Annotated in this window: 14 protein-coding genes; 6 read left to right on the top strand and 8 right to left on the bottom strand. The window is 58.2% G+C overall.

The genetic code is table 11. The features are described 5' to 3' along the window. Positions 1-2 precede the first annotated feature (2 nt). Entirely contained in the window at positions 3-1,601 is a 1,599-nt protein-coding gene (locus tag IM265_RS02430) for an ABC transporter substrate-binding protein (protein WP_182033755.1), read from the bottom strand. Positions 1,602-1,884: 283 nt separating this feature from the next. Between IM265_RS02430 and IM265_RS02425 the strand changes: the two genes are divergently transcribed. From IM265_RS02425 to IM265_RS02415, 3 genes are read left to right on the top strand one after another with little or no spacing between them, the layout of a single operon-like run. After that, on the top strand, positions 1,885-3,225 hold the full coding sequence (locus tag IM265_RS02425) for an SrfA family protein (RefSeq protein WP_182033753.1): 1,341 nt from the start codon (positions 1,885-1,887) through the stop codon (positions 3,223-3,225). 4 nt (positions 3,226-3,229) lie between these two features. Then, the gene (locus IM265_RS02420) at positions 3,230-6,211 is read left to right on the top strand and encodes a virulence factor SrfB (RefSeq protein WP_182033751.1); all 2,982 of its coding nucleotides are present in this window, start codon (positions 3,230-3,232) and stop codon (positions 6,209-6,211) included. Continuing rightward, entirely contained in the window at positions 6,208-8,382 is a 2,175-nt protein-coding gene (locus IM265_RS02415; protein WP_182033749.1) for a virulence factor SrfC family protein, read from the top strand. Before IM265_RS02420 ends, IM265_RS02415 begins: the two co-directional genes overlap by 4 nt. A 56-nt stretch (positions 8,383-8,438) precedes the next feature. On the opposite strand, the gene IM265_RS02410 is transcribed toward IM265_RS02415, so the two are convergent. Together IM265_RS02410 and IM265_RS02405 are read right to left on the bottom strand one after the other, a co-directional pair. After that, positions 8,439-9,194: an alpha/beta fold hydrolase gene (locus tag IM265_RS02410; protein ID WP_049136481.1), complete on the bottom strand. Its 756-nt coding sequence runs from the start codon at positions 9,192-9,194 to the stop codon at positions 8,439-8,441. An 86-nt stretch (positions 9,195-9,280) separates the two neighbouring features. Next, positions 9,281-9,454 carry a GhoT/OrtT family toxin gene (locus IM265_RS02405; protein WP_014883956.1) on the bottom strand — a complete coding sequence of 58 codons (174 nt, stop codon included), beginning with the start codon at positions 9,452-9,454 and terminating at the stop codon, positions 9,281-9,283. A gap of 244 nt (positions 9,455-9,698) precedes the next feature. Between IM265_RS02405 and IM265_RS02400 the strand changes: the two genes are divergently transcribed. The 3 genes from IM265_RS02400 to IM265_RS02390 are packed head-to-tail and all read left to right on the top strand — an operon-like array spanning position 9,699 to position 10,593. Further along, positions 9,699-10,025, top strand: coding sequence for a DUF1971 domain-containing protein (locus tag IM265_RS02400; RefSeq protein WP_041912006.1), 327 nt, complete (start codon positions 9,699-9,701; stop codon positions 10,023-10,025). A gap of 27 nt (positions 10,026-10,052) precedes the next feature. Next, a complete protein-coding gene (locus tag IM265_RS02395) occupies positions 10,053-10,406 on the top strand; it encodes a DUF1971 domain-containing protein (RefSeq protein ID WP_182033747.1) in 354 nt (117 codons plus the stop codon). A gap of 4 nt (positions 10,407-10,410) precedes the next feature. Then, positions 10,411-10,593, top strand: coding sequence for a DUF1869 domain-containing protein (locus IM265_RS02390; RefSeq protein ID WP_003856955.1), 183 nt, complete (start codon positions 10,411-10,413; stop codon positions 10,591-10,593). A gap of 39 nt (positions 10,594-10,632) precedes the next feature. Here the strand turns inward: IM265_RS02390 and patD are convergent, their stop codons facing one another. From patD to ydcS, 5 genes are read right to left on the bottom strand one after another with little or no spacing between them, the layout of a single operon-like run. Then, the gene (patD, locus tag IM265_RS02385; RefSeq protein ID WP_182033745.1) at positions 10,633-12,057 is read right to left on the bottom strand and encodes an aminobutyraldehyde dehydrogenase; all 1,425 of its coding nucleotides are present in this window, start codon (positions 12,055-12,057) and stop codon (positions 10,633-10,635) included. Between the two features lie 24 nt (positions 12,058-12,081). After that, positions 12,082-12,888, bottom strand: coding sequence for an ABC transporter permease (locus tag IM265_RS02380; RefSeq protein WP_041909768.1), 807 nt, complete (start codon positions 12,886-12,888; stop codon positions 12,082-12,084). Beyond that, complete coding sequence (locus IM265_RS02375; protein ID WP_041909766.1) at positions 12,878-13,822, bottom strand: ABC transporter permease; 945 nt, start codon at positions 13,820-13,822, stop codon at positions 12,878-12,880. The genes IM265_RS02380 and IM265_RS02375 overlap by 11 nt, the downstream gene beginning before the upstream one ends. Before the next feature lies 1 nt (position 13,823). Next, entirely contained in the window at positions 13,824-14,837 is a 1,014-nt protein-coding gene (locus tag IM265_RS02370; RefSeq protein WP_193030743.1) for an ABC transporter ATP-binding protein, read from the bottom strand. 17 nt (positions 14,838-14,854) lie between these two features. Continuing rightward, positions 14,855-16,000 (bottom strand): putative ABC transporter substrate-binding protein YdcS, encoded by a 1,146-nt coding sequence (gene ydcS, locus IM265_RS02365; protein ID WP_028013307.1) that lies wholly within the window; start codon positions 15,998-16,000, stop codon positions 14,855-14,857. Positions 16,001-16,239 lie beyond the last annotated feature (239 nt).

Below are 16,239 nucleotides of genomic sequence, written 5' to 3'. Positions count from 1 at the left end.
GCTTAGTTCAGCTTCGCTTTAGAGAAATCGCTGCCCATCAGGCTCACGCTGTATCCGGTCACGTTGCTGCGGGTTGCAAAGAACGTTTTGCCGTTTGCCAGCGCGATCCACGGTGCCTGCTGGTAGAAAATCTCCTGCGCCTGGCCGTACAGTTTCGCACGCTCGGCCGGATCGCTGGTCAGCTTCGCTTTTTGCACCAGGGCATCATAACCCTTATCGCACCAGCGCGCGGCGTTTGACCCGGTTTTAATGCTGTTGCAGCCCAGCAGCACATCGGCGAAGTTGTCCGGGTCGCCGTTATCGGACATCCAGCCGAACAGCGCGGAGTCGTGCTCGCCTTTGCGCATCCCGGAGAGGTATTCGCCCCACTCGTAAGAGACGATTTTGGCCTTCACGCCGACTTTCGCCCAGTCGCTCTGGATCATCTCCGCGATACGACGCGAGTTAGGGTTATACGGACGCTGAACCGGCATTGACCACAGCGTGACTTCCGCGCCCTTCTCCAGCCCGGCCTGCTTCAGCAGCGCTTTTGCTTTATCAGGATCGTAGCTGTAGTCCTGCAGATCTTTATTAAAGCCCAGCATATTTGGCGGGATCGGCGATTTAGCCACCGTACCGGAGCCCATAAAGACCGCATTAACGATAGCCTTCTTGTCGGTCGCGTAGTTCAGCGCCTGACGCAGCAGCACGTTATCGAACGGCTTTTTCTCGGTGTTAAACGCCAGATAGCCGACGTTCAGCGCATCGACAGAGTGCAGCGTCAGGTCTTTGTTCTTTTTAATCACGTCAAACTGAACCGGAGACGGCGCAGGAATAATCTGACACTCGTTGGTCTGCAATTTCGCCAGGCGGGTTTCCACGTTTGGCGTAATGGAGAAGATAAGATGTTTGGTCGGCACCTCGCCATCCCAGTAGTTCGGATTAGCGACGTAGCGGATCAGCGAGTCCACCTTGTACTGCTGGAGCACATAGGGCCCGGTACCGATCGGCCAGGTATCTACGTTCTCAGGCGTGCCTTTTTTCAGCATCACATCGGCGTATTCGGCGGAGAGGATCGATGCGAAATCCATTCCCCAGTCGGCCAGGAACGCGGCGTTGGGTTCACTCAGGGTGAACTGGACGTGATAATCGTCGACCTTTTTAACGTCCTGAATCAGCTTATCGAGCCCGACATCGTTGAAGTATTCGTAGTTGCCCTGGGACACATTATGGTACGGGTGTTTAGGGTCTTTCTGACGCATCACCGAGAAAATAACGTCATCGGCGTTAAAGTCGCGCGTCGGCTTGAAGTATTTGTTGCTGTTGAACTTCACCCCTTTGCGCAGGGCAAAGGTATAGGTCTTGCCGTCCGGTGAAATCGTCCAGGATTCCGCCAGTGACGGTACCGGGGTATTTTTCACCGGGTCGAAATTGATCAGGCGGTTGTACAAAACCTGAGAGCTGGCCACGAACGACGGGCCGGAGCTGGCGATTTGCGGGTTGAACGACTCTGGCGATGCCTCGGAGCAGTAAATAAGGGTGTCGTTGTTTGCCGCCCATGCGGCACCGGCTGGTAAAAGAGCGCTCAGCGCAAGGGCGAGCAGCGTTTTCCCTGTAGACATAGTTATAACCCTGACAGTTTTATTATATAGGTCAGTAATAACAGCACAGCCCTTATCACCTGGCAAATAACGAAACACTATCAGGTTATTCTAAAGCCGCGTTTTTTGCCGGTTTTGCCGCCAGTGCAAAAAAAAGTGATTTGCCTTAAGTGACGTTATTCGTCAAGCACAACCGTCACGATCTATGCCGCAAGAAATCGGCGCTTTTAGCGTCTCTTCCTCCGTTTGTTTGCTTCCTCGTTTCGTTAAAGTAACGGTGTGAAGAAGTATATGGGATCAAATCGTGGCAAAAACTCTTTTACGCAGCGGTAATCTGGATGATTTTCAGGCCGTTGGCGGCGGCGGACAGGCCGTTTTTGAATCAGCGTTACAAATCCGGGAAGCGCTTCGATTGCGCAAACAGCAGGCCATAGTGGACTGTCTGGCTATTCCTCAGGTCAACGACAGCGGCGACCGTGTGGACTGGTATTCCCCCGTTGAGGGAAGCGTCACCAGCTGGAAGGCGGCCAGTGAAGAGGACCGCTATCGCGCCCTGCGCTATCTGGAAAACACGCTTGCCAGCGTTGAGTCGTTAAGCAAGAAATGCCTCCAGTCGCCCAAAACCGCGCAGCAGCTTTTCGGCTCGCTGCTGTCGAAAGCGTTTCAGTTTCCCGGCGAGAATTTTGTTTTCCTGGTCGCAGGAAAGCCGATTATTTGCTTCTGGGGTTTTGTAAACCTGAACGAAAATGCGCGCGACGATGTCCTCGACTGCCTGCGTGAAGCGTTGATCCCCGAGCCTGCCCCCGTTGTGATTGAAGAGCCCGAGCCAGAACCCGCGCCCGAACCGGCCATCACCTTTGAAAAAGCAGACGAGCCGCTGATTGCGCCCGTCGCCGCCGTGCGTATTACGCCGGAAGAACTGTATGAGCCGGAGCCCGCGCCGGTTGTTGCGCAACCCGCTCAGGAACCTGCGCCTGTTGCCGTCACGAAAAAAAGTCGCGTTCCCCTGTGGACCCTGCCGGTTGCCGCCGTGATTGTGGCAGCCGTTGCCGCGCCGCTGCTGTGGCCAAAACAGGCCCCTTCGGCAGAGCCCGCTCCGGCACCGGCTCCTGAGCCCGTGGCTATTGCACCGCAGCCGATCAAAGCAGTAGAGCCGCTGGCTATGAATCTCCCCCTGCATCAGGCTGAGGTCGTCGCCAGTAAAGAAAAAGAACCCGCTCCTGCACCTGAAGCCGCACCGGTGGTAATTGTTCCGATCCCGAAAGATGCCATGGTGATGGAAGCCGGTCAGGTGAAAGCCGGGTCGACGCGCTTCCTGAACGGTACCTGGCGCGCGGTTCTCGACGTGAAAGATCCGGTCACCGGCAAGCCGCCGTCAATGCGCTATCAAATCCAGAACAATAAGGGTTTCGCCCGCGTCGTGCACGGCGACAACATTGTCTGCCGCGCGGAGATTTTCTCCGGGCTGCACAGCAATGGCGAACTGATGATTAAAAGTCGCGGCAATGCTCGCTGCACCGACGGTTCCCGCTATCCGATGCCGGAAGTCGCCTGTAAAGCCGGGGCCAGCGATATCGCAGAATGTCGCGCTCGCTATGACGCCAACACCGTCGTCCCACTGACGTTCAAGAAAGCAGGTGCCTGATCCTATGCTGGTAAATCTTTGCGACTATAAACAAAGCGTCACGCTTATTGCCAACAGCGGCGTGCAGTTCCTGGATTTCGGCCTGACGCCGCAGGACACCGCCAGCAACGGGCGCTTCGTACGTAAAACCGCGAACGGCCCCCTTTTGCGACTCGATTTCGACCTGGTGAACGGGCGCTATACCCTGCCGGGGACGAACGGCGGTCAGCCTGAAGTGGTTAAACCGGAAACCACCATTCCGCTGCATCAGTCCCTTGCCGTGCTGGACGGCGTCTGGCTTCCCGTGCCCTTCCTGCGCTTCAATCCACCGCGAACCTTTGTGGAAGGACCGGATAACTGGGCGCGCGTTCAGGTACGCAAGCTCGAGAAGCCCGACACGGCAGGCAACTCGCACCGCGTCACCCTCGCGCTCGACAGCCAGATCGCGGAGCATGCCACCTCCGCCCTGTCGCCGGTTGAAAACGATATTCTGAACGGAACCCGTTTTGCGCTGGCGTGGCGCGATAGTGAGGTAGAAAGCTTCCTCGACCAGACCTGGATTGACGGTTGGCTGCGCGAGGCATTTATCCAGTATGCCGACGGCGTTGAAAACCGCTCTGAACGCGACCTGCAGCAGGCGATGCGCAGCTTCGAATACCAGGCCCACTGGCTCAACCTGCTGACCATGCTCGGTGAACAGATCACCATTCCGGAAGTGAAATTTGTCACCCACACGCTCAGCACGCCTGCCATTCCGGTCGACCTGATCCTCGACGTGGGCAATACCCACACCTGCGGCGTCATTATCGAAGACCACGGTGATGCAAACGACGGGCTTCGGCAGACCGCCGAGCTGCAGGTTCGTTCGTTAAGCGAGCCGCAGTTCCTGAACGAGCCTCTCTTTACCAGCCGTCTTGAATTCTCCGAAGCGCGTTTTGGCAAACAGCACTACTCGGTGGAAAGCGGTCGCGAAGATGCGTTTGTCTGGCCGTCGATTGTTCGCGTGGGGGATGAAGCCCGCAAGCTGGCGATGCAGCGCCTGGGAACCGAAGGTAACAGCGGCATCTCCAGCCCGCGCCGCTACCTGTGGGATGAAACGCCTGTCGTGCAGGACTGGCGCTTTAGCCAGATGAACGGCAAAACCCAGCGTGAACCCCTCGCCACGGCGTTTCCGCTGATGAACCTGATGAACGATGACGGTGAGCCGCTGTTTACGCTGCCGCAGGACGAGCGGCTGCCGGTCTTTTCGCCGCAGTACAGCCGCAGCACGCTGATGACGCACATGCTGTGCGAGCTGCTGGCGCAGGCGCTGGGCCAGATCAACAGCGTCGCCACCCGCCTGCGCCTGGGCTTCCCGGCCTCGCCGCGCCAGCTGCGCACCCTGATCCTGACCCTGCCCTCGGCCATGCCGAAGCAGGAGCGCGAGATTTTCCGTCGCCGCATGTTTGAAGCCATTGCCATCGTCTGGAAAGCGATGGGCTGGCACCCGCAGGATGAAGATTTTGCCACCCGCAAGCAGCAGGAAAAAAGCGTGGTGCCGGTCCCTGAGATCCAGATGGAGTGGGATGAAGCCAGCTGCGGTCAGCTGGTCTGGCTGTATAACGAAGCGATTTCCCGTTTTGGCGGCCAGACGGAAGCCTTTTTCGCCTCCCTCGCCCGCACGGATCGTGAACCTGAGCCAGGCGTGCAGCCGGGCCGCGCATTACGCGTCGCGTCTATCGACATCGGCGGTGGCACCACGGATATGGCAATAACCCACTACCAGCTTGATGACGGCTCCGGTAATAACGTCAAAATCACCCCGCAACTGCTGTTCCGCGAAGGGTTCAAGGTGGCGGGCGACGATACCCTGCTGGACGTGATTCAGCGCTATGTCCTGCCCGCCCTGCAAACGCAGCTGCAGAAATCCGGCATTGCGGACGCCTCGCTGCTGATGGCGTCGCTGTTCGGCGACTCCGGGCGTATTGATACCCAGGCGGTACTGCGCCAGCAAACGGCGCTTCAGCTCTTTATGCCGATTGGCCACGCCATTCTTTCCGCGTGGGAAGCCAGCGATATTGACGATCCGCTGGCGGGCCTGCATGCCACCTTTGGCGAGCTCCTTGCGCAGAAACCAACCCGCAACGTGATGAACTATCTTCAGCAGGCAATCGATCATGCCCTGCCGGCGGGCTCAGAGGCATTCGACCTGTTCGCCGTGCCGCTGCACGTAAACTTCCGCGAAATGCAGGATGCAATGCTGGCCGGTCAGTTTACGCTGACCTCGCCGCTCCACGCGGTGTGTGAAGCGATTTCCCATTACAGCTGCGATATTCTGCTGATCACCGGGCGCCCGGGCTGCCTGCCGGGCGTTCAGGCGCTGATTCGGCATCTGCAGCCGGTGCCGGTCAACCGCATCGTCTGGCTGGATAAATATCAGGTTCACGAGTGGTATCCCTTCAGCCAGCAGGGGCGCATAGGCAACCCGAAATCGACCGCCGCGGTGGGGGCCATGCTCTGCAGCCTGGCGCTCGATCTGCGTCTGCCGCGCTTTAACTTTAAGGCCGCGGACATTGGCGCCTATTCCACCGTGCGCTATCTGGGCGTGCTGGATAACACCGTCAATACCCTGCGCGAGGAAAACGTCTGGTATCAGGATATCGATCTCGATAAACCCGGCGCGAAGCTTGACGCCCGTCTGCACTTCCCGCTGCGCGGTAACGTTACCCTCGGCTTCCGCCAGCTGGCGAACGCGCGCTGGCCCGCCACGCCGCTTTATACGCTCAGCATCAACTCGGCTGAACTGGCAAAAGCGATTGCCGGCGACGGCGTGCTGAACGTGCGGCTTAAGCTCTGCGGCGGCAGCAAATTAGAGGGCCCTGAGTCCTTCGAGCTCAGCGATGCCTGGCTTCAGGACGGCACGCCGGTTGCGCCTGACGCGTTAACCTTCAAACTGAATACTCTGGCCGATCGCCGACACAGCGGTAGCCACTACTGGATCGACAGCGGGAGCGTATACCTGAAATGACAGCGACCACGACCACCACTCAGGCCTTAATCGGGTGGATTAATGAGACGCGCCTGACCGCCCCTGTGCTGGATAACGATGCTGATGCCCTGCTTGCTCGCATCAACGCGGCGCAGGCGCGGGAGCAGGCCATTGAACGCGCCCTGACCCGCCGGAGCAGCATTGGGCTTTACGGCCATTCTCAGAGCGCCAAAGCGCACCTGCTGCTGTCGCTGTGCGGCAGCGGTAACGGGCGCCTGAACGTGATGCCGGGCCAGCGCACCTTTGACTATTTTTCGCATATTAACCCAGGGCATGCCCTGACCAACATGGCCGTGCGCTTCACCCGAGACACCCCGGAGGTAGCGGATGAGGCGTTTCCGCTGCGTCTGAGCCTGGTCACCGAGGCCGAACTGGTACAACTGTTTATTGCCCGCACGACGCTGCACCCGCAGATGCGCGCGGTGGATAAGGCGGTCATTGAGACGCGTCTGGAGAAATGGCGCGGCCTTCGCCAGCCGCAGAGCGTGCCCGGCATCACGGCGCAGGATGTGGGGGCGATTTCGCGTTTCTGGCAAAGCACGGTACCCGCCGCGAGACAGCAAATTGATGACGCCCTGTGGCATGAGTTTGCCCAGCTGGTGCCATCGCTCGATCTCAGCACCCGCGCCAGCGTCTGGTCGCTGCTGTGGGGCGAGCAACAGGAGTTAACCCAGCAGTGGCTGAAGCTTGCCCACGTGCTGCATCAGACCAGCCATGCGAGCGAGCTGGCTGCGCCGCTGAGCCTGCTGGTGGACAGCTTTGGTCTGCCTGGTGAAGGGTTCCTGACGCACGGTACCTTAACCCAGCAGGAAACTCAGGAGACGCTGCTTCATCCGCTGAACAACGGTGAAATGCTCAACGCCATCAGCATCCCGGTCGACGTGCTTGCCTTCCTTACCCGCGAGCTGGTCTTGCCGGTTGAGAATGGCGCGCTGGATGACGTTGATATCATTGATATTCCGGTCTTTGAAGACGGCAGTGCCGATCCTCTAGTACAGGCTAAATGCCAGTGGCTGCTTGAACATTACCGCCAGCAGCTCCAGCCGGATGTGCTGGTTATCTGCAACGCGACAGCGCGGCACGAGCAGACGGCCCAAAAAGCAAAAGTGTTAATTAACTGGATTAAAGAGACCCAGCCTGCCGAGGAGTCTGCCCTGCCGGGGCTGGTGTGGGCGATCACCCCGCATGACGCTCGTTTCACTACCCGACAGAATCTCGATGAAGCCGTACAGCATCTGCTGGGCAAGCCAGGCCTGCGCTGGGGAACTCTGCAGGCGCTGGACAGCCACAGCATGCAGCGCGTCATTGAGTGGTTGTCTCAGGCGACGCTCCCGGCACAGCGGCAGAAGCGCCTTGGCACGCTGAAAAACCTGCTGCGGCAGGAGATCGCGTCGCTGATGCAAAGCTATCTGGCGCCGCTGGTTGAGGAACCGGGTACACGACGTGCTCAGGCCGAAAACATGGTGCGCACGCTGCAAAGCAGCGCCGCCCGTCACGGCGAGCTGCTTGAGGGCCTGCTGCCGCCGCTGAAAGCCTTTGAAACGCTGCTCGCCGTTCAGCAGCCGCGCGAGGAGCAGGTGAACGGGCTGTTCACGGACACCATCGATCTGTTCGCCGATAACGCCCAGGAAAGCGCAGGACGATTCCAGACAAAAGACAAAGCGCGCCTGGCGCACAGAGTATGGATAAATCATCTGCGCCAGTGGAGCCGCAATGAAGCTACCGCCGCCCGTCTTGGTCTGGAGCCCGCGGTGCTGCAGCAAATCGCGGATGTGCTGGTGGTAACCAGCTACCGGCTTAATCTGCCGCAACAGCTTCAGCGCATTGTCGACGCGGATAAAAGCAGCGCGGCGCAGCTGCATGCGGTGATAGGGAATTTCGTTGGCTGGCTGGGTTACGACCAGTCTCCTGCCGCAGAGCGTCCTGCAAGCCGCATCCGCAAAGGTCAGGCAATCTTTGTGACGCCCGTCGTCAGCAGTGCCGCACCACGCCTGACGCGTCTGGGGGAGCAGCCTGTTCATGCGGCCACCGCGTACGTTTATGACTGGCTGGTTGCCCTCTATAGCCGGGCAATCGAAAACATTGATTATCAGCATCCGCATGATGTTCAGCCTGACGCACGTCGGGCACTGCGGGCTTTAATCCTGTAGCGGCCTATCTTGCCGGGTAGCGCTGCGCTTACCCGGCCTGTATTCCGCGACGATAATCACGCCGCCATACACTCCGCTAACGCCTGCGCCAGTGCCGACGGGTTTTCCCACGACATGGAGTGCCCCGCCGCAGGGATGATTTTGACCTCAACGCCCTTCAGCTTCAGATTATCCACATCGTCATCCGGCAGTGAGAGCTCACCAAAAATCAACGTCACCGGGCAAGGCAGCGACAGAAATTGCGCTTCCCAGTCCGGCTCAACACCGGCGACCAGGCTTGATGCGCCGCGCCAGACGGCATAGGGTGCATTGCTTTGCAGGCACCCGGCCCAGGCGGTGGTCTCTTTACGGAGCATGGCATTATAGCCCTGCGCCACAAACTGGTGTTCGGTTTGCGCCGCAATAGCGCGGCTAAACATCCCCCCACCGGCATGAAAATTGGGCTCCGACACCATCAGTCCCTTCACGCGCGGTGCCAGCAGCCCCGCCGTTTCTATAGCAATGCTGCCGCCCATGCTGTGACCGTATAACCAGAAGGCATCCAGCTGAAGATGGTCAATCAACTCCGCCACGACGCGCGCCTGTTCAGTCGTTTTATAGCTGTAATGTTCAGGCTTATCGCTGTAACCGCTGCCGGGTAAATCGATGAGAATAGCTCTGCGCCCGCCAAACTGAGGGTCTCGGACGACGCGAGGATATTCATAGGAAGAGGCGCAGCCCAATCCGTGGATAAAGACTACGGGATCGCCAGAGCCGGGCAAATCATGCCAGCGCACGGCGCAACCCGCATGCTGCGAGTAAAAACTGTTCATAAGCACTCCTTTTACGATGCACTGTGTATTTATACAGCCATCGTAACTGGAATGCTATGTTCATCTTTCGAAATTGGAAGGATGCTTCAGAAAAGAGAAATCAGCAGCGCAACGGGGAAACTCATCGGCCAGGTCGACCCGACCAGAAACGCGCTAAGCAGGCGGATGCGCTTGCGGTCTTTAGAAAGGAACCAGGTAATTAATGCACAGATGGAAGCCATCACTGCGTAAAAAACCAACATCTTTTGATACAACGTCATTCTGTATACCAGAGCCGAAAAAATAACCGCACGCAATATGCGTCATATGTTGATACAGATCAAGTTTTTTCATTACATAATAACCACTTAAATATTATGGGTAATAACAACTGAGTATTTTGTATTACAAACAGGGGGAGCCACCCATAATCTTTATTGATAACATGCAAGTTAAATGCACTTTTTGATAAATCCTCTCTTCCGCATAGGCGTCTAATAAAGGCGGACATACATGGGAGGCAATATGCTACGCATTCCGCAAAGCTGTATTCATACCCGCTCTACCCCTTTCTGGAATAAAGAAACCGCCCCCGCCGGGATCTTTCAGCGTCATCTCGACACGGGTACCCGTCCGGGCGTTTATCCCCGCCTGTCCGTTATGCAGGGTGCCGTCCGCTACCTGGGTTATGCTGATGAACATGCCCCTGAGCCTGACAGCACACTGATTATCAGGGCCGGCCACTTCGGTGTTTTTCCCCCTGAGAAATGGCATCACATAGAGGTGATGAGCGACGACACGCTGTTCAATATTGAATTTTTCGTCGAACCAGAGGTGCTGAAGTCGCTTTAAGCGGCTTTTATTTACGAGGTAACCCTTATGCTACGTATCCCTGAGAATTTTGTTCATACCCGCTCCACGCCATTCTGGAACAAAGACACCGCGCCAAAAGCCCTTTTCACCCACCATAATACGAAAGCCAGCGTATATGGCCGTTTGTCGGTGATGCAGGGTGCGGTGCACTATTTCGGTTTCCCGAACGCTGACGCGACCGAACCGGATCTGGAGCTGGTGATTGAAGCCGGATCGTTTGGCATCTCGCCGCCGGAGAAATGGCACCGCATCGAGCTATTGACCGGCGATACCTATTTCAATATCGACTTTTTCGCCGATCCTGACGTTACGCTTCAGGGCGCGGGCATCGGCAAAGTGGTCAATACACATAAGGAGTAACCGCGTGGGTAAAGCAACGTACACAGTGACCGTGACCAACAACAGCAACGGCGTCTCGGTGGATTATGAAACAGAGGCCCCCATGGAGTTGCTCATCCCCGACGTCGCCGCAGACGTGGTAAAAGATCTGGTGAATACCGTCCGCGCTTACGACACGGAAAATGAGCACGAGGTGTGTGGCTGGTAAAGCAAACGCCCGGCGATGCAGACCGCCGGGCATGATTTTCTAGTGTTTAATCATAACGTGCCGGACAACCGTATAATCCTCAAGCCCGTATACCGACATATCCTTTCCATAGCCAGACAATTTCATGCCGCCGTGCGGCATTTCGCTCACCAGCATAAAGTGGGTATTGACCCAGGTGCAGCCGTACTGCAGACGAGCGCTCAGGCGATGGGCGCGTCCCACGTCTTTCGTCCAGACCGACGACGCCAGGCCGTACTGCGAATCGTTCGCCCAGGCCAGGACCTGCGCTTCATCGTCGAATTCGGTGACGCTCACCACCGGTCCAAACACTTCTCGCTGAACGATGGCATCGTCCTGTTTCGCCCCGGCCAGCAACGTTGGCTGGAAGTAGTAGCCCGCCCCCTCTTTTTTGCTCCCGCCCGTCACCACGCGGATATGGCCAAGGGTTTTCGCCTCGTCAACCGCCTGACAGACGCGTGAAAGATGGGCAGCCGAGCTGAGCGGACCGAGTTCAGTAGATTCATCCTCCGGGGCACCCATTTTGAGGCTGGCGACCGCGGCACCGAGCTTTTCCACCAGCCGGGCATAGATCCCCTTCTGGGCATAGATACGGCAGGCCGCCGTACAGTCCTGCCCGGCATTGTAGAAACCAAACGTCCGCACGCCTTCCACAACCGCATCCAGGTCGGCGTCATCGAACACGATAACCGGCGCTTTACCGCCCAGCTCCATGTGGGTGCGCTTAATGGAGGACGCCGTGTGGCCGATGATATGCTCCCCGGTAGCAATCGAACCGGTCAGCGACACCATGCGCACTTTTTCATGTCCGGTGAGCGGGTCGCCCACCGTTTTTCCACGGCCAAACAGCACGTTGAGAACGCCAGCCGGGAAGATATCTTTCGCCAGCTCCGCCAGCTTTAACGCCGTTAGCGGCGTGATTTCAGACGGCTTGATGACCACACAGTTACCGGCCGCCAGCGCAGGCGCCAGCTTCCATGCCGCCATCATCAGCGGGTAATTCCACGGTGCGATAGAGGCAACCACGCCCACCGGGTCGCGGCGGATCATCGACGTGTGGCCGTCAAGATACTCACCCGCGGCCAGCCCGTTCAGGCAGCGGGCCGCCCCGGCGAAGAAACGGAAAACGTCGACCACTGCGGGAATTTCATCGCCCAGCGCACAGTGCAGCGGCTTGCCGCAGTTGAGGGATTCGAGCCGGGCAAACTCTTCGCCATGCGCTTCAATCGCATCCGCGAGCTTCAGCAGGCACTCGGCGCGGGTTTTCGGCGTCGTTTGTCCCCACGCCTCAAAAGCACGGTCGGCGGCCTGAACCGCTGCGTCGACCTGTGCCGCTGAGGCTTCAGCAATCTCCAGCAGCACCTCTCCGGTGGCCGGGTTATAGACAGGCTGTTTCTCTCCCTCTCCGGCAACCAGTTCACCCTTTATCAGCAGATGTGTTTGCATAGCATTGTCCTGTTCAAATCAATGTTATTTCCCGCCGCCGGCGATGTTCTCGCCGTCGCGGGTTAGCCACCAGGCTCCCAGAATGGGGATGGTTGTTACCAGCATCACCAGTAGTGCAACGACGTTGGTGACCGGCACGTCGCGCGGACGGCCTAGCTGATTGAGCAACCACAGCGGTAACGTGCGTTCGTGTCCCGCCGTAAAGGTTGTGACGATAATTTCGTCAAACGACAGGGCAAACGCCAGCATTCCCCCGGCCAGCAGCGCGGAGCCCAGGTTGGGCAGCACCACATAGCGGAAGGTTTGCCATCCGTCGGCCCCGAGATCCATCGATGCTTCCACCAGACTCCAGGAAGTGCGTCTGAACCGGGCAATCACGTTATTGAAGACCACCACCACGCAAAACGTGGCGTGCCCAACCACGATGGTGAAAAATCCCGGCTCAAGGTTGATTGTTTTGAACGCTGTCAGCAGCGCCAGGCCGGTGATGATCCCCGGCAACGCAATCGGCAGCAGCAGCAATAGCGAGATCGCGTTCTTGCCAAAAAACTCGCTTCGCCAGAGCGCCGCTGCAGCAAGCGTGCCAAGCACCAGGGCTATCGCGGTGGATAGCGCGGCAACCTGAAGTGACAACGTCACCGATTCAATGATATCGCCGCGCCCCGCCGCCGCAGTAAACCACTTCAGCGTTAGCCCCTGAGGCGGAAAGCTGTAGGCAGCATCTTCGGTATTAAAGGCATAGACTGCGATAATCAGCAGCGGGAAGTGCAGGAAGATGACGCCTCCCCACGCTGCCACTTTCAGGAACAGCGGTGCGCGTTCAGAGTGCATCGAATGCTCCCAGACGCTTCACGAACGCCAGATAGAGTGAAATCAGCACGATGGGAACCAGCGTGAACGCGGCGGCCATGGGCATATTGCCGATCGCCCCCTGCTGGGAGTAGACCATGTTACCGATGAAAAACCCCGGCGGCCCAACCAGCTGCGGTACGATGAAATCCCCCAGCGTCAGGGAAAAGGTGAAGATTGAACCCGCGGCAATACCCGGAATAGCCAGCGGCAAAACGACATAGCGGAAGGTCTGGCGCGGGCGCGCGCCGAGATCGGCTGAGGCCTGCAGCAGCGAAGCCGGCAGCCGTTCCAGCGCCGCCTGAACGGGCAGGATCATAAACGGCAGCCAGATATAAACGAAGACCAGAAACCGTCCCAGCCCGGAGGTGGATAAGGTGTTGCCACCTACCGCGGGGAGCGTAAGGATCGAGGTCAGGAGCGGCTCCAGCCCCAGGTGGTTGAGGAACCATTGTGCCACGCCGTCCTTCGCCAGCAGCAGCGTCCAGGCGTAGGCTTTGACGATGTAGCTCGCCCACATTGGCAGCATCACGGCGATATAGAAAAACGCTTTCCACTTGCCGCGGGTGTATCGCGCCATGTACCAGGCCATCGGGAACGCCAGAATTGCGCTGGCAATCGTCACCGCAATCGCCATCGTTAACGTGCGCAGGATGATGTCGTAGTTTGCCGGATTGAAGAGCGCCAGAATGTTCGCCAGGGTCAGATCCGGCGTGACCGCCATGGTGAAATCGTCAAAGGTGTAAAAACCCTGCCACAAAAGGGTCAGCAGCGATCCTAAATAGACAATGCCAAACCACATCAGCGGTGCAAGCAGAAGCAGGAACAGTCCGAGCGACGGTTTACGCCAGAACAGTGACGTAATGCGGCTTATGCGGCCGCGCGGGGCGGGAGGGTGCGCGACACTCATAGCCATTTCACCTCTCCTCCTGCAGGCGAATCATCGCCTCGCGCGACCACGACGCCGTGACGGCCTGCCCCGGCGCAATGCCGCTTAGCGGCGAGAAATCGCTGAGATTGGCCTGGCTCACCAGCAGTTTGGCACCGTCGGCGAGCCTGAGCTCAAGGCGCGTGGCAGCCCCCTGATACTGAACGGCCTGGACGATGCCCTGCACCTGAACCTCACCCCCCTCATTCAGGCGGATATGTTCCGGACGCAGGGAATAGCTGCCCTCCATGCCGCAGATTTTATGCGCAAGGCCTGCATCGAAGACGTTCGAGGTGCCGACAAAACCGGCGACAAACGGCGTGCGCGGGCGCATGTAGAGATCGCGCGGGGTATCGACCTGCTCGATGCGCCCATTATTGAACACCGCCACCCGGTCCGACATGGAGAGGGCTTCACCCTGATCGTGGGTGACGAAAATAAAGGTGATGCCGAGTTCCTGCTGAAGTTTCTTCAGCTCGAACTGCATCTGTTCCCGCAGCTTGAGATCGAGCGCGCCTAACGGCTCGTCGAGCAGCAGGACGCGCGGTTCATTCACCAGCGCCCGCGCGATGGCCACACGCTGGCGCTGGCCTCCGGAAAGCTGCGAAGGCTTGCGGGCGACGGCAAAGCTTAAGCCCACTTTTTCCAGCGCGTCGCGAGCCTGCGCGTGGCGTTTTTTCTTGTCGACGCCTTTCACCATCAGCCCGTAGGCGACGTTATCGAGGATCGACATATGCGGGAACAGCGCGTAATCCTGGAATACGGTGTTCACGTCCCGCTCCCACGGCGGCAGCGCGCTCGCCTCTTTGCCAAAGATAGATATCGTGCCGCCAGACAGCTGCTCAAAGCCGGCAATCAGACGCAGGCAGGTGGTTTTGCCGGAGCCCGAAGGCCCCAGCATGGAGAAGAATTCTCCGTCACGAACGGCAATGGTGACCCCATCCACCGCCCGCACGTCGCCGTACAGACGGGAAACGTCATTAAACTCTACCGCGTACGTCATGTTCTGCTCCCGGATGATTAACGGCCACCCATGATGGCGATGTAATCCTGCGTCCAGCGGCTGTAAGGCACATATTTTCCGCCTTCTGCGATGGGGGTTTTCCAGAACATGATTTTGTCAAAATAGTTATAGCCGTTGGTTTCACAGCCCTTGTCACCCAGCAGCGTGCTGGCCTTACACCCTTCAGGCACGACGGGCAGCGAGCCAAACCATGCCGCCAGATCGCCCTGCACTTTCGGCGTGAGCGACCAGTTCATCCACTTGTAGGCGCACATCGGGTGTTTTGCCTGCGCATGCAGCATGGTGGTATCCGCCCAGCCGGTCACCCCCTCTTTCGGGAAGACGGTGGCAACGGGCTGGTTCTCGCCCTTCAGGGCATTCGCCTGATACGGCCAGGCGCTGGAGGCCACGACGCCTTCATTTTTGAAGTCGCTCATCTGGACGGTGGTGTCATGCCAGTAGCGGTGGATCAGGGCATGCTGGTCGCGAAGTACCTTGAGCACGGCGGCATACTGTTCTTCAGTGAGCTGATACGGGTCGCTAATACCCAGCTGTGGCTGAGTGGCTTTGACGAACAGCGCCGCATCGGCGATATAAATCGGGCCGTCGTATGCCTGCACGCGTCCCTGATTGGTTTTGCCGTCCGGCAGATCCTGCTTCGTAAAGACCACGCTCCAGCTGTCCGGCGGCGTCGGGAAGGTTTTGGTGTTGTACATCAACAGATTGGGCCCCCACTGATACGGCGTGCCGTAGACCTTGCCGCCCACGTTAAACCACTCGCCCTTCACGATGCGCGGGTCAAGAGTTTTCCAGTTGGGGATCAGTTCCGGGTTAATCGGCTGAACGCGTTTTCCCATAATCAGGCGGAGCGAGGCATCACCTGACGCGGTGACAAGGTCGTAACCTCCCTTCGCCATCAGGCTGACCATTTCATCGGACGTGGCCGCCGTTTTAACGTTGACCGCGCAGCCGGTCTCTTTTTCAAACTGGGTAACCCAGTCATAATTTTTATCCGTCTGTCCGCGTTCGATGTACCCCGGCCAGGCGATAATATCCAGTCGGCCTTCCCCGTCGCCAATGGCCTTTGGTGGTTCTGCGGCTTGCGCGGTCATGATAGTCATGCCGAGCGCGCACAGGCTGCTGCGGGCAAATTTTTTGCTCATAAGAGTTACTCCTGTCGCAATGAAATTTAGCGGCAGCCGTGCCGTAAAAATATCTCCCTTATTAAACGTAGACCGCGCAAATGCGCCGCACCGTTCGGCTTAAGGAAATTTCATCAAGGTGTGACCGAGGACGCATTCCCCGTTAACTGGATTATAGACAAGGAGTTAGCCGCGAAAGCCGGTATGCAGATTTCATATGATACGGCACCGCAAAATATTTGCCGTGCCGTCGTCAGGAT

Source organism: Enterobacter cloacae complex sp. P17RS (assembly GCF_014895885.1).
Classification (GTDB): domain Bacteria; phylum Pseudomonadota; class Gammaproteobacteria; order Enterobacterales; family Enterobacteriaceae; genus Enterobacter; species Enterobacter bugandensis.
This window is presented reverse-complemented; position numbering and strand designations above follow the sequence as displayed.

Excerpts from the sequence above, each read along its gene's own strand:
- IM265_RS02395 (WP_182033747.1), top strand. The coding sequence starts at position 10,053 with ATGCTACGTATCCCTGAGAATTTTGTTCATACCCGCTCCACGCCATTC.
- IM265_RS02410 (WP_049136481.1), bottom strand. The coding sequence starts at position 9,194 with ATGAACAGTTTTTACTCGCAGCATGCGGGTTGCGCCGTGCGCTGGCAT.
- IM265_RS02415 (WP_182033749.1), top strand. The coding sequence starts at position 6,208 with ATGACAGCGACCACGACCACCACTCAGGCCTTAATCGGGTGGATTAAT.
- IM265_RS02375 (WP_041909766.1), bottom strand. The coding sequence starts at position 13,822 with ATGGCTATGAGTGTCGCGCACCCTCCCGCCCCGCGCGGCCGCATAAGC.
- ydcS (WP_028013307.1), bottom strand. The coding sequence starts at position 16,000 with ATGAGCAAAAAATTTGCCCGCAGCAGCCTGTGCGCGCTCGGCATGACT.
- IM265_RS02370 (WP_193030743.1), bottom strand. The coding sequence starts at position 14,837 with ATGACGTACGCGGTAGAGTTTAATGACGTTTCCCGTCTGTACGGCGAC.
- IM265_RS02420 (WP_182033751.1), top strand. The coding sequence starts at position 3,230 with ATGCTGGTAAATCTTTGCGACTATAAACAAAGCGTCACGCTTATTGCC.
- IM265_RS02405 (WP_014883956.1), bottom strand. The coding sequence starts at position 9,454 with ATGACGTTGTATCAAAAGATGTTGGTTTTTTACGCAGTGATGGCTTCC.
- IM265_RS02400 (WP_041912006.1), top strand. The coding sequence starts at position 9,699 with ATGCTACGCATTCCGCAAAGCTGTATTCATACCCGCTCTACCCCTTTC.
- IM265_RS02430 (WP_182033755.1), bottom strand. The coding sequence starts at position 1,601 with ATGTCTACAGGGAAAACGCTGCTCGCCCTTGCGCTGAGCGCTCTTTTA.
- patD (WP_182033745.1), bottom strand. The coding sequence starts at position 12,057 with ATGCAAACACATCTGCTGATAAAGGGTGAACTGGTTGCCGGAGAGGGA.
- IM265_RS02380 (WP_041909768.1), bottom strand. The coding sequence starts at position 12,888 with ATGCACTCTGAACGCGCACCGCTGTTCCTGAAAGTGGCAGCGTGGGGA.